Source organism: Pseudoalteromonas sp. CuT4-3 (assembly GCF_035666335.1).
GTDB classification, from domain to species: domain Bacteria; phylum Pseudomonadota; class Gammaproteobacteria; order Enterobacterales; family Alteromonadaceae; genus Pseudoalteromonas; species Pseudoalteromonas atlantica.
Map to the genome: position 1 here is coordinate 1367192 of NZ_CP142030.1, position 15988 is coordinate 1383179.

General features: G+C 39.9%; 16 protein-coding genes and 9 tRNA genes. 24 read left to right on the top strand and 1 reads right to left on the bottom strand.

The window, feature by feature from the left end; translation table 11 throughout:
* The first annotated feature begins 1 nt into the window (after position 1).
* From tolA to VOI46_RS06305, 18 genes are all read left to right on the top strand, one after another.
* A complete protein-coding gene (gene tolA / locus VOI46_RS06220; protein WP_024032176.1) occupies positions 2–928 on the top strand; it encodes a cell envelope integrity protein TolA in 927 nt (308 codons plus the stop codon).
* 9 nt (positions 929–937) lie between these two features.
* Positions 938–2296, top strand: coding sequence for a Tol-Pal system beta propeller repeat protein TolB (gene tolB / locus VOI46_RS06225; protein WP_064386516.1), 1359 nt, complete (start codon positions 938–940; stop codon positions 2294–2296).
* A 36-nt stretch (positions 2297–2332) separates the two neighbouring features.
* Entirely contained in the window at positions 2333–2875 is a 543-nt protein-coding gene (pal, locus tag VOI46_RS06230; RefSeq protein ID WP_004587277.1) for a peptidoglycan-associated lipoprotein Pal, read from the top strand.
* Between the two features lie 13 nt (positions 2876–2888).
* Positions 2889–3638 (top strand): tol-pal system protein YbgF, encoded by a 750-nt coding sequence (ybgF, locus tag VOI46_RS06235; protein WP_282338027.1) that lies wholly within the window; start codon positions 2889–2891, stop codon positions 3636–3638.
* Between the two features lie 219 nt (positions 3639–3857).
* Positions 3858–3933 (top strand) — tRNA-Lys (locus tag VOI46_RS06240).
* Between the two features lie 72 nt (positions 3934–4005).
* Positions 4006–4081: transfer RNA gene (locus VOI46_RS06245), tRNA-Lys, on the top strand.
* A gap of 72 nt (positions 4082–4153) precedes the next feature.
* Positions 4154–4229: transfer RNA gene (locus VOI46_RS06250), tRNA-Lys, on the top strand.
* Positions 4230–4299: 70 nt separating this feature from the next.
* A tRNA-Lys gene (locus VOI46_RS06255) sits at positions 4300–4375 on the top strand.
* A gap of 71 nt (positions 4376–4446) precedes the next feature.
* Positions 4447–4522: transfer RNA gene (locus VOI46_RS06260), tRNA-Lys, on the top strand.
* Positions 4523–4592: 70 nt separating this feature from the next.
* A tRNA-Lys gene (locus VOI46_RS06265) sits at positions 4593–4668 on the top strand.
* 73 nt (positions 4669–4741) lie between these two features.
* A tRNA-Lys gene (locus VOI46_RS06270) sits at positions 4742–4817 on the top strand.
* Between the two features lie 73 nt (positions 4818–4890).
* Positions 4891–4966: transfer RNA gene (locus VOI46_RS06275), tRNA-Lys, on the top strand.
* A 150-nt stretch (positions 4967–5116) separates the two neighbouring features.
* Complete coding sequence (gene nadA, locus VOI46_RS06280; protein ID WP_004589501.1) at positions 5117–6157, top strand: quinolinate synthase NadA; 1041 nt, start codon at positions 5117–5119, stop codon at positions 6155–6157.
* A gap of 166 nt (positions 6158–6323) precedes the next feature.
* A tRNA-Ser gene (locus VOI46_RS06285) sits at positions 6324–6413 on the top strand.
* Positions 6414–6600: 187 nt separating this feature from the next.
* The gene (locus tag VOI46_RS06290) at positions 6601–7830 is read left to right on the top strand and encodes an integrase domain-containing protein (RefSeq protein ID WP_004589500.1); all 1230 of its coding nucleotides are present in this window, start codon (positions 6601–6603) and stop codon (positions 7828–7830) included.
* Between the two features lie 33 nt (positions 7831–7863).
* The gene (locus VOI46_RS06295; RefSeq protein WP_004589499.1) at positions 7864–8529 is read left to right on the top strand and encodes a hypothetical protein; all 666 of its coding nucleotides are present in this window, start codon (positions 7864–7866) and stop codon (positions 8527–8529) included.
* Positions 8530–8657: 128 nt separating this feature from the next.
* The gene (locus tag VOI46_RS06300; RefSeq protein ID WP_004589498.1) at positions 8658–8924 is read left to right on the top strand and encodes a CRISPR-associated ring nuclease; all 267 of its coding nucleotides are present in this window, start codon (positions 8658–8660) and stop codon (positions 8922–8924) included.
* Positions 8925–9043: 119 nt separating this feature from the next.
* Entirely contained in the window at positions 9044–9715 is a 672-nt protein-coding gene (locus tag VOI46_RS06305; RefSeq protein WP_004589497.1) for a hypothetical protein, read from the top strand.
* Positions 9716–10112: 397 nt separating this feature from the next.
* Here the strand turns inward: VOI46_RS06305 and VOI46_RS06310 are convergent, their stop codons facing one another.
* Entirely contained in the window at positions 10113–10307 is a 195-nt protein-coding gene (locus tag VOI46_RS06310; protein ID WP_138725040.1) for a hypothetical protein, read from the bottom strand.
* Between the two features lie 33 nt (positions 10308–10340).
* Here VOI46_RS06310 and VOI46_RS06315 point away from each other — a divergent pair, with 33 nt between their 5' ends.
* The 6 genes from VOI46_RS06315 to VOI46_RS06340 all read left to right on the top strand — a co-directional run bounded on the left by VOI46_RS06315 (position 10341) and on the right by VOI46_RS06340 (position 15946).
* Positions 10341–10838 (top strand): transposase, encoded by a 498-nt coding sequence (locus VOI46_RS06315; RefSeq protein ID WP_282338668.1) that lies wholly within the window; start codon positions 10341–10343, stop codon positions 10836–10838.
* Between the two features lie 4 nt (positions 10839–10842).
* Positions 10843–11535 (top strand): amino acid adenylation, encoded by a 693-nt coding sequence (locus VOI46_RS06320; protein WP_138562778.1) that lies wholly within the window; start codon positions 10843–10845, stop codon positions 11533–11535.
* Positions 11536–11591: 56 nt separating this feature from the next.
* Positions 11592–12887 (top strand): DUF262 domain-containing protein, encoded by a 1296-nt coding sequence (locus VOI46_RS06325; protein WP_282338673.1) that lies wholly within the window; start codon positions 11592–11594, stop codon positions 12885–12887.
* 483 nt (positions 12888–13370) lie between these two features.
* Positions 13371–14354: an OprD family outer membrane porin gene (locus VOI46_RS06330; RefSeq protein WP_004589492.1), complete on the top strand. Its 984-nt coding sequence runs from the start codon at positions 13371–13373 to the stop codon at positions 14352–14354.
* Between the two features lie 38 nt (positions 14355–14392).
* Positions 14393–15561 (top strand): IS3 family transposase gene (locus tag VOI46_RS06335; RefSeq protein WP_324738187.1). Its coding sequence is split into 2 segments (ribosomal slippage): positions 14393–14663 and positions 14663–15561, totalling 1170 coding nucleotides; the frame shifts between segments, so codons are not numbered across the junction.
* 58 nt (positions 15562–15619) lie between these two features.
* Complete coding sequence (locus VOI46_RS06340) at positions 15620–15946, top strand: OprD family outer membrane porin (protein ID WP_232424009.1); 327 nt, start codon at positions 15620–15622, stop codon at positions 15944–15946.
* Positions 15947–15988 lie beyond the last annotated feature (42 nt).

Genomic DNA, 15988 nt, shown 5'->3' on the forward strand with positions numbered 1-15988 from the left:
CATGAATAGTTCTATAATCAAGTCAGTACTTTTACATTTAGGTTTAGGGGGTTTTTTGTGGGCAACTGCAAATATACACCCACCGGCACCTAAAGTAATGGAAGTGACTCTTAATTCGGCTATTCCTGAGCCTGATAATGCGGTTTCGGCGGTCACTGTTGATCAAAAACAAGTTGAGCAAAAAATTGCTGAGCTACAAAAAAAAGAAGATGCTAAAAAACGCGCTGAAGATAAACGCATTCGCGACTTAGAACGCAGAGCCGCCAATGCGCGTAAACAGCGTGAAGCTGAAGCGCGTAATATTAAAAAGCTAGAGCAACAGCGCAAAGCAAAAGAGAAAGAAAAAGCACAAGCTGAGGCTGAAGCTAAAAAAGCGCGCGAAATTGAACAAAAAGAGCGTGCTAAAGCAAAACAAGCTGAAAAGCAAAAGCAAGAGGCTGAAAACGCCGCTAAAGCTGCTGCAGATAAACGCAAAGCAGAAGAAGAGGCACTGAAAAAAGCCGAAGCAGAGCGTAAAAAGCGTGAAGCAGAAGCTAAAGAACGTGCAAAAGAAGCCGAGCGTAAACGTCAGCAAGCGCTGCAAGAGCAAATGTTACAAGAACAACTTGCTAAAGAGCAGGCTGCACGTAGTAAAATACGCCAACAGCAAGTAGTGAGCGAAGTTGATAAGTATCGTGCTTTAATTATGGCGCGCATTCAGCAAAACTTACTGATTGATGAAAAAATGAAAAATCAACAGTGTCGAGTAAATATTCGTCTTGGGTTTAATGGTCTAGTAACGCAAGTTAAATCGTTAGGGGGTGATAAGCTAGTGTGTGAAGCTGCACTTAGAGCTGTGCGCATGGCCGATACATTACCTGTATCTAAAGACAAAGACGTATTCGAGCAACTTAAGAATATTAATTTAACAATCAAGCCAGAATTTTAAAGGAATGATATGTTCAGCAAAATTAAAATAGCCTTTGTAGTTATATTATTAGGGTTTCAGGGTGTAGCAAATGCGGCACTTGAAATTGTAATAACTGAAGGTGTAGACGGCGCACGTCCTATTGCCATCGTGCCTTTTAAATACAACGGTGTTGGCCCAATTCCACAAAAATTGAGCGATGTTATCGCTGCCGATTTAATGCGCAGTGGTAAATTTAAACCAGTAGATGTAGCACAAATGCCACAGCTTCCTAATAAAGACGGCGACATTGACTACGCAGCATGGGTAAACCAAGGTGTAGAAGCGGTTGTAGTAGGCGAGGTAGAGCAACAAACTGATGGGCGTTACTTAGTACGCTACGAATTAGTTGATGTTATTCGTGGGCAAATTACCGGTGGCCAAACTCAAATGATGAGCAGCGGTAAACTAGTAAAAAGCCAAGATCATATTTTAGAAGCACGCGAAAGCGTAATTGGTGAAAGTGGCTTTCGCCGTTATTCACACCGCATAAGCGATGTAGTATATGAAAAGCTAACCGGTGAAAAAGGCGCGTTTTTGACTAAAATTGCTTATGTAATCGTACGTGAAGACCAACCTAAGCCATACCAATTAGTGGTTGCCGATTACGATGGCTTTAACGAGCAAGTATTATTGCGCTCAAAAGAGCCGTTAATGTCGCCAGCTTGGTCACCAGATGGTACTAAGCTTGCGTATGTTACGTTTGAAAACCGCCAAAGCCAAATTTACATTCAAGACCTATACTCAGGTAAGCGTGAGCTGATCACTAGTTACCGTGGTATTAACGGTGCACCGCAGTTTTCACCAGATGGCAAAAAAATGTTATTGGTGCTTTCTAAAGATAAAACAGGTGCAACCGAAGTTTACGTTTTAGATTTAGCAACCCGTAAAGAAACACGCCTTACACGCCACCGTAGTATAGATACTGAACCATCTTGGTATCCAAATGGCCAGGATATTGTGTTTACATCTGAAAGGGGTGGTAATGCCCAGATTTATAAGTTAAATTTAAGAACTGGTAGGTCACAACGATTGACCTTCGACGGCGATATGAACCTAGCGGGTTCTATAACGCCAGACAGTAAAGAATTAGTGATGGTTAACCGTACCAACGGGCAGTACCATCTTGCTAAGAAAGAGCTGGCTACAGGCGCGTTTCAAGTATTAACGCGAACTCGCCTTGATGAATCACCGAGCATAGCGCCAAACGGTTCGATGATCATTTATAGCACGCTTCATAATAATAAACAGGTACTCGCGCTGGTATCGATGGACGGTCGCTTTAAAGCACGTTTACCCGTGCTAGACGGACAAGTAAAGGCACCAGCTTGGTCGCCATATTTACAGTAATATTTGCTGGTTTACTCAAAAATAGGAATCTACTCAATGCAACTTAACAAAGTACTTAAAGGCCTGCTAATCGCTGTGCCAGTAATGACATTAGCCGCTTGTAGCTCATCTTCAGATATTGATGAAGGCGCAGCTAACCAATCAAATCAAAGTGCAGTTGAGCAATCAACAAACACGGATACAGTTGAAGTAGCAACAATTTCACCTGAACAACAAGCAGAAGAGCAACTTCGTCAAAAGTATGAAGCGCTTCGTCAAGAACAAATTATTTACTTTGACTTCGACAAAGCAACTGTTGAGAACAAGTACGCAGAATTACTTCGTGCACATGCTGAGTTTTTAGTTCAGAACCCTTCAGTAAAAGTATTAATTGAAGGTCACGCTGATGAGCGCGGTACGCCTGAGTACAACATTGCACTAGGTGAGCACCGTGGCCAAGCTGTAGAAAAATACCTACAAAGCTTAGGTGTTTCTGCTAGCCAAATGTCAGTAGTTAGCTACGGTGAAGAGAAACCAATGGTTAAATCTCGCACTGAGTCAGCTTTCGCTAAAAACCGCCGTGCGGTACTAGTTTACTAAGATAAGAGATATTATGAAGCCGAAAATTATTTTGGCAGCCATGATATTGAGCGGGAGCATCCAAGTTTTGGCTGCTCCCGCTCCTGTTTCAGAAGCTGCAAGTTCACAGTCGAGCATAGAGAAGCGTTTAGCGTCACTAGAAAACATGATGCAGTCGCGAAACTTATTACAAGTTGAATTACAGCAACAACTTAATCTACTTCAAGATGAAGTAAGCCAAATTCGCGGTGTTACTGAAGAGCAAAGTTATAAACTTGAAAAAGTACTTCAGCGCCAGCGTGAGCTTTATCAAGAAATAGAAAACCGCGTTAGCCAAGCGTATACACAACCCGCTGCTGCGCCTGCAACCGATTACACGCAATCGAGTGACGCACAAACCTATAGCAGTGACTTATCTGAAAACGAAGCGTATGAGCGTGCAGTAGCGCTAATAATGAAAGATAAACGCTACGACCAAGCTATTCCTGAGTTTCAAACATTTTTAACAACCTATCCTAATTCTGTGTATGCCTCTAATGCACATTATTGGCTTGGGCAGTTGCTGACTATTAAAAATGATGGTGTAAAAGCAAGTGAGCACTTTAAAGTTGTGGTTAATGAGTTTCCTAACTCAAATAAACGACCAGATGCCATGTTAAAGTTAGGCACGCTTTTACAAGAGCAAGGTCTGAATCAAGAGGCACAAAAAATATTGGGTGATCTAATTAACCAATATCCAAGTACAACTGCTGCAAAACTTGCAACCGAGCGTCTAGCTAATTAGGACGCATTTAAGCGGTGTATTTAAAGCTCAAACTACATAGAAATACTCGGCGAATCTTGTATTTGCATGTAGTTTGAGCACAAACGCTTTAATTTTGCTCACCTAGGCATAAAAACTGAAAAAAAGAGACATTTTCGGTTGCACTCATTTTATAAATAAGTATTATAAGCGCCCGCAGCAAACGAATGGTTACCCCACTCAAAATGCGGCAAAAAGAGCGGGTCATTAGCTCAGTTGGTAGAGCAGTGGACTTTTAATCCATTGGTCGATGGTTCAAGTCCATCATGACCCACCATTCTTTATTTAGGTAAAGATTGGTTCAATCGGCGGATTTACGCAGCTCACTTAAATAGTAAGCACACAGAGCGGGTCATTAGCTCAGTTGGTAGAGCAGTGGACTTTTAATCCATTGGTCGATGGTTCAAGTCCATCATGACCCACCATTCTTTATTAAAATAAAGTTTGGTTCAATCGGCGGATTTACGCAGCTCACTTAGATAGTAAGCACACAGAGCGGGTCATTAGCTCAGTTGGTAGAGCAGTGGACTTTTAATCCATTGGTCGATGGTTCAAGTCCATCATGACCCACCATTCTTTATTAAGGTAAAGATTGGTTCAATCGGCGGATTTACGCAGCTCACTTAAATAGTAAGCACAGAGCGGGTCATTAGCTCAGTTGGTAGAGCAGTGGACTTTTAATCCATTGGTCGATGGTTCAAGTCCATCATGACCCACCATTCTTTATTAAGGTAAAGTTTGGTTCAATCGGCGGATTTACGCAGCTCACTTAATAGTAAGCACACAGAGCGGGTCATTAGCTCAGTTGGTAGAGCAGTGGACTTTTAATCCATTGGTCGATGGTTCAAGTCCATCATGACCCACCATTCTTTATTTAGATAAAGTTTGGTCAATCGGCGGATTTACGCAGCTATCTTAAACAGTAGCACACAGAGCGGGTCATTAGCTCAGTTGGTAGAGCAGTGGACTTTTAATCCATTGGTCGATGGTTCAAGTCCATCATGACCCACCATTCTTTATTTAGATAAAGTTTGGTTTAATCGGCGGATTTACGCAGCGTGTTAATTCTACAAAGAATTTAGAGCGGGTCATTAGCTCAGTTGGTAGAGCAGTGGACTTTTAATCCATTGGTCGATGGTTCAAGTCCATCATGACCCACCATTCTTTATTAAAATAAAGTTTGGTTTAATCGGCGGATTTACGCGGCGTGTTAATTCTACACAGAATTTAGAGCGGGTCATTAGCTCAGTTGGTAGAGCAGTGGACTTTTAATCCATTGGTCGATGGTTCAAGTCCATCATGACCCACCACTTCTAAAAAATCTCAACTCTTCCCTTATTTTATTTAAATCAGTTTCTTATTTTTATTTATAAACAGCATGCCCAGATAGCTGTTATTTGCCCGTGTATTCTCGTATAATTTGCCGTAATTAATGCACTGTAGATGAAGTGGTCGAGAACATGAGTCTAGCTCAAACTATTATGCCTGAAGGTTATATCTTTCCTCCTAAGCCTGCGCCGTTAACTAAAGACGAGCAAGGCGAGTATAAAGCACGTATTAAACAACTACTGCAAGATAAAAATGCAGTGCTGGTAGCCCATTACTACACAGATCCTGAAATTCAGGCGCTTGCCGAAGAAACAGGGGGCTGTGTTGCCGACTCATTAGAAATGGCACGTTTTGGTGCTCGCCACGATGCAGACATGATCATCGTTGCAGGCGTACGTTTTATGGGTGAAACCGCTAAAATTCTAACGCCAAACAAAACAGTTGTTATGCCAACGCTAGAAGCAACGTGTTCGTTAGATATTGGTTGCCCTATTGATGAGTTTTCAGCGTTTTGCGATCAGCACCCTGATCGTAAAGTTGTAGTGTATGCAAATACCTCTACAGCGGTTAAAGCCCGTGCAGATTGGATTGTAACCTCATCGTGCGCGCTTGAAATTGTAGAGCACCTAGATGAGCAAGGTGAAAAAATTATTTGGGGCCCAGATAAACACCTTGGTAGCTACATTCAAAAAAATACTGGCGCCGATATGATCATGTGGAACGGCGCATGTATCGTACACGATGAATTTAAAACAAAAGCGCTTAAAGATATGAAAGCCCTGCACCCAGACGCGGGTGTATTGGTGCACCCAGAGTCACCTGCAGAAATAGTGGCACTGGCAGATGCGGTTGGCTCAACCAGTCAACTAATAAAAGCTGCGCAAACAATGGATAACGATAAGTTTATTGTAGCGACAGACCGCGGTATTTTTTACAAAATGCAGCAGCTATGCCCAGAAAAAGAGTTTTTTGCAGCCCCAACAGCGGGTGAAGGCGCGTCATGTAAAAGTTGTGCACATTGCCCGTGGATGGCAATGAACGGCTTAAAAGCGATAGAAGAAGCCTTGATAGACCCTCGCGGTAAAGAAGTGTTTGTAGATATGGACTTACGCGAAGGCGCGCTCAAGTCACTTAATCGCATGTTAGACTTTACAGCTAGCATGGCTAAGTAATTAGCCTAATGCATAAAAACGGTTAAACCTTAAGGTTTAGCCGTTTTTTTATGCCTAAAGTAAATTGCTGATTGATTATTAGACACTTAACAGCACAAATTTAAAAAGACCTTGCACCTGTGTAACCTATTTCATACTATAACGCGCTGTTGCTAAGCAACACCGTGGAGGAATGGCTGAGTGGCTGAAGGCGCACGCCTGGAAAGTGTGTTTAGGTTAATCCCTAACGAGGGTTCGAATCCCTCTTCCTCCACCATTATTCAATATCAGGACGTCTCAGGACGTCCTTTTTTGTGTCTGTAAATAATTAAAATCAATGACTTAGGGTGTCACTCTGTCCCAGGCTGTTTCATCCAAGCTCAAAGCTTTAGTATCTAAAATGGTATTCCTTGAATAAGCTGTCATAATAAAAGAATACTAAATTTGAGTGAGGTTCATTTTTTATGGCAAGATCAGCCAAGCAGCTTACTGATACAGCGTTAAAAAAAGTAAAAGCAGAAGATAAAGATATAATTTTATCCGATGGTAACGGCCTACAAGTAAAAGTCAGAAAGAGTGGCTCTAAGCTCTGGAACTTTAACTACTACCATCCAATTACAAAAAAGCGTGTCAACATGGGATTAGGCAAGTACCCCGATGTATCTATTGTAAATGCCAGAAAGTTAGCGCAACAAGCCAGAGAACTAGTTGCTTTAGGGACTGATCCAAAAGAGCATAGAGATGAAACCTTAGCTTTTAAACGGGCTCAAGAAGAGTTAACACTAAATAAAGTAGCTTTAGAGTGGTTTGAGGTTAAAAAGCCAGATTTTACGCAAGCTCATGGCGAAGATATTTGGCGATCGTTAATTAACCATATACTGCCGGTTATTGGTAAATATCCTATTGGCAAAATTAACGCACCACAAGTAATAAAAATATTAAGGCCTATAGAGGCTAAAGGTACTCTAGAAACAGTTAAGCGTTTAAGCCAACGATTAAACCAAGTTATGACCTACGCAGTTAATAGTGGTTATATTCAAGCTAATCCGCTTGCTGGAATAAAAGAAACATTTAAAAAGCCGCAAAAACAAAATATGCCTTCGTTAAAACCAGAAGAGCTGCCTGAATTGATGCAAACGCTTGCTACGGCGTCAATTAAACGAGTAACCCGCTTTTTGATTGAATGGCAGTTACATACTCTCACCCGCCCAGGTGAAGCGGCCGGTACGCGTTGGGATGAAATTGATTTTGAGAATAAACTATGGATTATCCCAGCTGAACGAATGAAAAAGCGCAGAGAGCATGCCATTCCTCTATCAAATCAAGCTATAGAGTTATTAGAATCAATAAAACCAATTTCAGGGCATAGAGACTTTGTTTTTCCGTCAGACAGAAACCCGAGAACTCATATCAACAATGAGACAGCTAATATGGCTCTAAAACGCATGGGGTTTGAGGGCCGTTTAGTAAGCCATGGCTTACGTTCGCTTGGAAGTACAACATTAATCGAGCATGAGTTTAATCCCGATATAATAGAAGCCGCACTGGCACATGTAGATAAAAACCAAGTTCGTTCTGCTTATAATAGAGCTGAATATATAGAAAAACGTAGAGAGTTGATGAACTGGTGGAGTGAGCATATAGCAAAGGCATCTCAAGGTTCATTGTCGGTATCAGGACATAAGCACCTTTGAAAAGTTGGTTAGAAGATAAAATAAGGATATAAAATGGCTTTAACGCAAATGCAAATCATTCAGTCGCTGGGTGAGGCAATGAGCTGGTTAGAAAGGGAGTTAAGTTGGGATGTACCTGCAACAGAGCTTAGACATTTAACAGGTAGAATTGGGGAGCTGTACGCCGCACTTATAACAAATGGACGCATGGCAACAGAGGTTAACCAGGCGGGGTACGATGTTGTATCAAGTAGTGGCGAGCGTATATCAGTCAAAACAACAGGTAGAATGCATACAGGTGGCCATATAAGCTTTAATACTAATACGCTAAACTTGGTCGATCGTATAATTATTTTAAGAATCAATACAGATGAGATGCAAGTTGAAACTTTACTAGATGCGCCCGTTGAAGAAGCTAAAAAACTAATGAGTGATGCAGTAACGGGAAAAAGCTGTATTACAATGAGTAAGTTAATAAACGCACCAGTTAAGCCACGTATATTATTAAATGTAAAAGAAGTTATATGGAATAACTACAAATTGGTGGAGCTTGAAAACGGCACTATTGAAGTGTTTTTAAATAACGAGCTTGTAGCACCCAGTAAGCCTTACCTGCGTAATATTGCTAAAGAATTAGGGATTTCAATTTTAAATGGCAACGGGAATCCGTTTAATACACGCCAGCTGGGTTCTGTGTTGATTAAAGAGTTATTAAATTAAAGCTACTGTTGTTTATACACCGTAGCTTAAAGGCAAGAAATAAGGCCTCTAATCCACTGAGCTTAAACAAGTTTCATTAACTATGTAATTTATGTATTATTCAGATTCCTCATACAAAAGGATCGTTGATGAAGAATGTACTACTAATAGTTACCGGTGCAAGCCCACAAGTATTAACCGAAACACTTTTTGCGCTTTATCAGCAGGGTAAGCCTATGCCTGAAGAGATTTTTGTTATTACAACAAAAAGCACCAAGGCTATGCTCACCGATGGATTATTTAAGCAAGGTCATTTAGCTAAACTAATAGCAGATTATCATTTTGCTGTTATTAAATTCCTACACATACTGCTACTCAACTCTCCAAACCGAGAAGCCTTTTCTGGCGAACTATAACGCTATTTCAAAAAATAATAACAAGGATGTTAAATGACCCAAGGTAAATTAAATAAAAACATAGCTGACACTCAGTTTTTAAAGCAGGCCGCTTATTTAGCACGTAAAGGATATATAAAATGCAGGCACAAGTAAAACGCATGAACGAAGTGGGTGATACGGTATTTTTAACACCTACGCCATTACTCAGCTACGAAAAATTGGTGTTAAAAAGCTTAGGCTCAAATACCTATCGTGGCTTTCATCGTAAAAGTAATAATTGCTTAGGCGCATCACATACCTTTAGAGATGTATTAACTAAAAAGAAGGATTATTTAATACACGCACTCAATAATCTTACTTCTGAAATAGAGTTAAACGCGCTTGCAAACGAGTTATGTAGCGAGCTTAAAATTGAACTGAGTAAAAACATTAAACCTTTGCAGTTGCAGTCGTTTAATAAAGTACGAAAGCCCGTTGATATTGTATTTGAGCACTTTATAGCAATGGGGGAAGATTTCGCACCAGCAAGAAAAACCGCCACACCATGGCTATTTTTACCCCTTGATAGCCAAATTTTTCAGTCAGAATTTATATTTACCACTGAAGAAGCGAAGGCTTTAGGCATCAAACGCCGCTTTACATATAAAGACATTGAAACAGCCCAGCACTACGCAGAAATACAAAACTTTTTAAAAAATAAAGCGGCAAATGTAGGTTTAAACCACCGTATATATTTCGATTTGGTTTGGAACAAACGCTTTGAAAGCAACGGCACCAACTTATTTTTAACCAACCCAAGCAGAAAATGATAAATATTTAGCAGCTTTATTATAGCGGTTATAGAAGATTAAAATTTTAATTATTAACGGCCGTACACCGAGTTATTTATTAATGTTGGATAAGCCGAAGGTGTCATCCAACGTTATTGGTTGTGCATTATAAATGTAATACGGCTTGAGGTGATGTTGCTTTGTTGGGTGGCGTGACTCCGTCACTTAACCAACCTACGTATTTAAACCAATCATGTAGGTTGGATAAGCCGAAGGTGTCATCCAACGTTATTGGTTGTACAATATAAATGTAATTCGGCTTGGGGTGTTGTTGGTTTGTTGGGTGGCGTGACTTCGTCACTTAACCAACCTACGTGTATTGATCTTACGTAGGTTGGATAAGCCGAAGGCGTCATCCGACATTATTGGTTGTGCATTATAAATGTAATACGGCTTGAGGTGATGTTGCTTTGTTGGCTGGCGTGACTCCGTCACTTAACCAACCTACGTATTTAAACCAATCATGTAGGTTGGATAAGCCGAAGGCGTCATCCGACATTATTGGTTGTGCATTGTAAATGTAATACGGCTTGGGATGTTGTTGCTTTGTTGGGTGGCGTGACTCCGTCACTTAACCAACCTACATTTTTTACATGGAGGTTTTATGAGGTATCGTCGAAATTATCAAGCTGGAGGGACGTATTTTTTCACAGTTAATTTGCTTGAGCGAAATAAATCATTATTGGTTGATCACATTGATTTACTACGTGAGTCGGTACGATGGGTTAAACGACATAAACCTTTCCATATTGATGCGTGGGTTGTGTTACCCGATCATCTTCATGCGGTGCTAACATTACCCGAAGAGGATTTTGACTACTCTGGCCGATGGCGTGAAATAAAAAAGCGCTTTTCTAAAGGGTTACCTAAAAGAGAATACCTATCTGAGGCACGCATGAATAAAAATGAACGAGGCATATGGCAACGTCGCTTTTGGGAGCATACCATTCGTGATGAGCAAGATTATTGGCATCATGTAAATTATGTGCACTTCAATCCACTTAAACATGGTTTAGTAAAAAGAGTGAGTGACTGGCCTTATTCAAGTTTTCACAAAGCGGTTGCAGCAGGGATCTATAGCCGCAATTGGTGTGGGGAATAATAAAATGTTGCTTTGTCTAAGCGCTTCAAACGCACTCAATAAATACCTAAAAGCTGATTTACCTCGCTTGCCACATGAACCTGGTAAACAAGCTGGGGTAAATACCCTGATCAGTGACAGCGATAATTTTAACTGGCAATTACAGATAATTGATAACAGCTATAAATCTCGTGAAAAAACAATCATTGTTTGTGAAGCGAATAGCCGTTTTACATTTTTTATACCGGTTAGTTTAAAGCTATCGCAAGAAGAATTAACTCAGCGCTTAGAGTATGAATGGCAGCTAATGATGGCTGAAACGCTTGAGGTGTATCAGTTAATACCACGCAGCGACATAGCGGTGCTGTTGAGTGAACTATCTAAAACAGAGTTTACTCCACACTGGATTAAAAATACCGATTTGAGTATAAGTGGGCATATTAGCGACGCTGCACTTTGGGTTACTCAAACACTACAAGAAGAGGGACTTTATGATTTACCTAAAGAGCTTGCCATTGAGTTAGCTATTCACTTAAACACCCAACCTAAACGTATTACTAATAAAGCAACTCGCCGCAAAGAGAAGTTTATACCCATAGAACGTTTATTATATTATTGCCAAACGTTGATCACCTCAGAGCAGCGAGGGAATAAAGCATCAACGGACATAGCTGGTAATAACAATATAATTAATTTTAGAGATTACCTGCACAGGTAAATATTAATAACAAGGAAGGTTAAATAAGTAGTACTATCTCTCCTGAAATTCAATCTATTGCAACATTATTTGCGAGTGATTTAGTTATTCCAGATTATCAGCGGCCATACCGTTGGAATGAACATAATGTGGCTCAATTAATAGTAGATATAAAAAGTAATTATTTAATTAGCGGTGCAGAGTATCGATTGGGTACAGTTGTTCTACATACTGCAACTAGTGGCAATAAACTTGAAATAGTTGATGGTCAGCAACGCACAATTACTTTGTGTATTCTGCTTACAGCTATAGCTACTAAATTAAATATAACGGATAAACCTGCACTTTTAACCACCATTGCCATTAATCATCCCGAGTCGCAACAACAAGTTCGGCACAACAGTGCATTGATTAACATGCAGCTTGAGCAAATGGATGAGCAAGAGTTAATTAATTTATATACTTTTATTTTATCGAACTGCTCGCTTGTTGTTATTAAACTAAGCGATATAAGTGAGGCGTTTCAATTTTTTGATAGCCAGAATGCACGAGGTAAAGCCCTTGAACCCCATGATCTTTTAAAAGCATATCACTTACGCGAAATGGGTCACGAAACTCAGCAAACAAAATTAAACACTATTAAGCACTGGGAACAAGAAGCCACAAGCTCGGGTAATTTAAAACCAATATTTGCTAATTACTTATACAGAATTAGACGATGGCTTAAAGGTGAACATGGGAGATATTTTACCAATAAACATATTGATGTTTTTAAAGGGGTAAACCTGAATAATAAAGAGGTACCGCATTACATTGAGACTGCTTTAAGAGCTCATATTTACACCACTCAATACAATCACTCTTTGGATCGAATAGCTGATAAAAACGAATTAAAGTACCCACATCAGATAGGTCAAATTATACTTAACGGCTCACGTTTTTTTGAATTTGTAGCTCATTATATTGAACAGCAAAAATACTTAGAAAAGCATACTGAGTTAGCACCTTATTTAAAAAGTTACAATGGCTCGCATAGGGCAGGTGATAATTATGCGCGTAATTTATTTTTAGCTGTTGTAATGCTTTACCATGATAAATTCAAAGAGCAGCATTTTAAGCAAGCTATCCGTTTATGCTTTTGTTGGGCTTATAAGCTAAGAGTGGAAAACTCGCGAGTATTAATGGCTAGTATTGATAATTATGCAAAAAATAGCAGTAGTTTATTAAATGTCATTGCGCATGCGTTAGGTGCCAATGAAGTATTGCGCTATGTGGTAATTAAAAATGAAGAGGCTGTTAGCAGTAATAAAACCAAAGGGTTAGAAGCATTACACGGACTATATTTAGGTAAGGGTACAAATAATGAGCAATAATGACGTCCAAGCGCTGACTATCGAAGAGTTATTTTTTGGTAATGCTATTTATACCATTCCTAGCTATCAACGAAATTATGCCTGGGGGCAAGCACAAGTTGAACAACTGGTTACAAGGTCTATACCTTGACCATTTTGGTGAAGCGTTGGCAAATTGCTTCTCCTAATACTTCGTCGTCTTCAACTGCTAAAATTCTCATTAAGCACACCCGCAAAGTCGCAATTAAAAAATATAATTTTAAGTTGTGCAAGACACTAAACAATTACTACAACGTTTACAATACGCAAATACCTTCGTTTATAGCAAGATAAGCTATAGTTTTAATTTAATAGCCAAAAAATACAATTGCCTAAAGTGTAATTATCTTGTGACAGGTTTGTGATAGGTTTGTGACAGATTTGCCGTGTAAATTGCAACATGAATAAACTGATACACACTACACACAACTATAAATTTAATTAAACAAGGTAGCGGAGACAACTATGGCTCAACGGTTCTCTAAAATATTTGCAGTAACAGGCGCAGTATTAACTTGTGTTTCTATTCCTTCGTACGCTTCTTTTAATGGGCTTACAGAGCAAGACGAATTTAATATTAAGCTAAGGTCAATTTACTTTGACCGCGATTACGATAACGACGCCAGCGACGACTCAACGTTTGCACAAGGCATAGAGCTCAATTATCAATCGGGCTATTTTAATGACTTAATTAGCATGGGTGTCTCTACTTATACCGTACTTAATTACAACTCAACCGGCAGCGCACAAAATAATATTTTACCCGCTGGGGATGAAAAGGGCGGCGTTGACGATAGTTTTTCTAAATTTGGTCAATATTTTATCGACGTTAAACTTGGCGACAATGGCCATGTAAAAATAGGCGGGCAAAAAACCAAAAGCATGCTGTTAAAAAGCTCAGGCAGCCGCGCAATTCCCAATACTTTTCGAGGCGTATTTGGTGACTACAAGTTTGGTAATACCAAAGTATATGGTTACGCCTACGATAAATGGAGCCGCCGCCACGACGACAAGTGGGAAGATTTTTCTACCGACCAGTCAGATAACGGCGCAATTAGTGTTATTTGGGGTGTGGGCGCAAGCTACAAAAAAGATGCGCTAAAAATAGACGCAGAATATTTAAATTCTCATGACTACTTATCAAAGCTTGGACTTAAAGGCAGCTACGCTATAAAGCTCGATCAAAGTAAGTTAACCCTTTCAAGTGGCGTATTTACCTCACAAGACGATGGCGATTTATTTGTAACCGGCGCAGAGGGTGGCGATTTAGATGATGAAGATGCACTCGATGCGGTTTCAGGCGTTACTAAAAGTGAAAACGATGGTTTTGCCTATTACCTAGATGCCAATTGGAAAAAAGATATTTGGACACTAGGCGCCGCATTTACCAAAGTGAACGATGCTTGGATTGAAGATAACTTTAGTGGCGATCACGGGACTATGATCTGACTCCATAAAAGTAGACACCTATTTAGGAGTCAGTTCTCATGAAAGTAAAAGCGTTTCGTAAACATACAGAGGAATTTAAAAGAAAAGTGGTGCAGGAGTCATTAGACTCACACGGTACCGTTAAAATGACCGCTAATAAATACGGTATTCATCCCGATATGCTGTCAAGTTGGAGAAGTAAAATGACCTCAAGAAAAGAGCCTAAGCCACTTAAAAACCATGGTCCAGAAAAGTCATATAAAGACCTTGAACGTCAAGTTCGTAACCTTGAAAAGCAGCTTGAGGACGTACAGTTGGAGAACGACGTACTAAAAAAGGCGAGGGCCTACTTCGACAGTCTAAAAGAATAAGGTTTCAATATATTCATAAGACCACGACGGTGAAGAAAACAGTAAGCAAGTTATGTAAGTTATTATCTGTTTCTAAGGCTGGGTATTACAAATGGTTGAAACAGTCGTCGAATCCAGTTGAAAGAAAAAATGATTTTTTACTTCAGTTTTTAATAAAAAGAAGTAATGAAGAGCACTGCATACCTGGTTACAGAAAATTGTGGCAAGCCGCCATAGCCGACGGATATGATTGCAGTAAAGGCCGAGTGCAGCGTTTATTACAAAGCGTAGGTTATCGCTCTAAATCAGGTAAGCGTCGCTACACCAGTGGTAATAAAAAGCAGGGTTTTATAACGACAGAGAATCTACTTGCTCGTCAATTTGATGTTGAAGAGCCTAATAGTGTATGGGTATCGGATATAACTCAGGTGCGCTGTAAAGAAGGCTGGCAGTACTTATGTGTCATTTTAGATTTATACTCACGCAAAGTTGTGGGCTGGGCAACAAGTCGAATTAATAATGCGGTTTTAGTGATTAAAACACTAAAGAAGGCTTGGAATGTGCGCAAGCCGAACGGACAACGTTTACTGTTTCATTCAGATCAAGGGAGCCAGTATCGAGCTAAAGAGACTATATCGTGGTTGAACAAGCGAGGTGTAACGATTAGCATGTCGAGAAAGGGGAACTGCTGGGATAATGCCTGTTCAGAAAGTTTTTTTGCTCAGTACAAAAAAGAATGGATGAGTAATCTAAATGAACTGAGTCGTAGCGAAATGACAATACAAAGTCGTTTTTATATTGAGAATTACTACAACTCAGTGCGAATGCATGGGACGATTGGAAATGTTAGCCCCAAACAATATGAATCAATGAATTAAAACCCCGTGTCTACTTTATCGGGGTCAGATCACTAACCCGTTTCCAACTCGCTCATTAATTGGTGCCGATTTAACAAACCAAAATGAGTCAACTTGGCAGGCTCGCTTAGGTGTTGACCTAAAAGCAGTGGCACCCGGTTTAACCACAAAGTTTTATTACACCAGCGGCAGCGATGCAGAAAATTCAAGCTTAGGTAAAGCAGGTGGCACAGCCGATGAAAAATATTGGGCCATTGATACACGCTACAAAGTAGCGGCTGTAAAAGGCTTAAGCCTACGTTGGTTATTTTTAGATTACACCACAGATGAAACTGGCAGTGTTGATGGTGTAAAAGGAGATAGAGCAGATCACCGTGTATATGTAGATTACACCATCAAATTTTAAGAACTACACCTTATTAAAATTTCAAAAGTAGAGATAAAGTTA

What these genes read in the sequence shown, in the direction of transcription:
- tolA (WP_024032176.1), top strand. Translation starts at nt 2, where the DNA reads ATGAATAGTTCTATAATCAAGTCAGTACTTTTACATTTAGGTTTAGGG.
- tolB (WP_064386516.1), top strand. Translation starts at nt 938, where the DNA reads ATGTTCAGCAAAATTAAAATAGCCTTTGTAGTTATATTATTAGGGTTT.
- pal (WP_004587277.1), top strand. Translation starts at nt 2,333, where the DNA reads ATGCAACTTAACAAAGTACTTAAAGGCCTGCTAATCGCTGTGCCAGTA.
- ybgF (WP_282338027.1), top strand. Translation starts at nt 2,889, where the DNA reads ATGAAGCCGAAAATTATTTTGGCAGCCATGATATTGAGCGGGAGCATC.
- nadA (WP_004589501.1), top strand. Translation starts at nt 5,117, where the DNA reads ATGAGTCTAGCTCAAACTATTATGCCTGAAGGTTATATCTTTCCTCCT.
- VOI46_RS06290 (WP_004589500.1), top strand. Translation starts at nt 6,601, where the DNA reads ATGGCAAGATCAGCCAAGCAGCTTACTGATACAGCGTTAAAAAAAGTA.
- VOI46_RS06295 (WP_004589499.1), top strand. Translation starts at nt 7,864, where the DNA reads ATGGCTTTAACGCAAATGCAAATCATTCAGTCGCTGGGTGAGGCAATG.
- VOI46_RS06300 (WP_004589498.1), top strand. Translation starts at nt 8,658, where the DNA reads ATGAAGAATGTACTACTAATAGTTACCGGTGCAAGCCCACAAGTATTA.
- VOI46_RS06305 (WP_004589497.1), top strand. Translation starts at nt 9,044, where the DNA reads ATGCAGGCACAAGTAAAACGCATGAACGAAGTGGGTGATACGGTATTT.
- VOI46_RS06315 (WP_282338668.1), top strand. Translation starts at nt 10,341, where the DNA reads ATGAGGTATCGTCGAAATTATCAAGCTGGAGGGACGTATTTTTTCACA.
- VOI46_RS06320 (WP_138562778.1), top strand. Translation starts at nt 10,843, where the DNA reads ATGTTGCTTTGTCTAAGCGCTTCAAACGCACTCAATAAATACCTAAAA.
- VOI46_RS06330 (WP_004589492.1), top strand. Translation starts at nt 13,371, where the DNA reads ATGGCTCAACGGTTCTCTAAAATATTTGCAGTAACAGGCGCAGTATTA.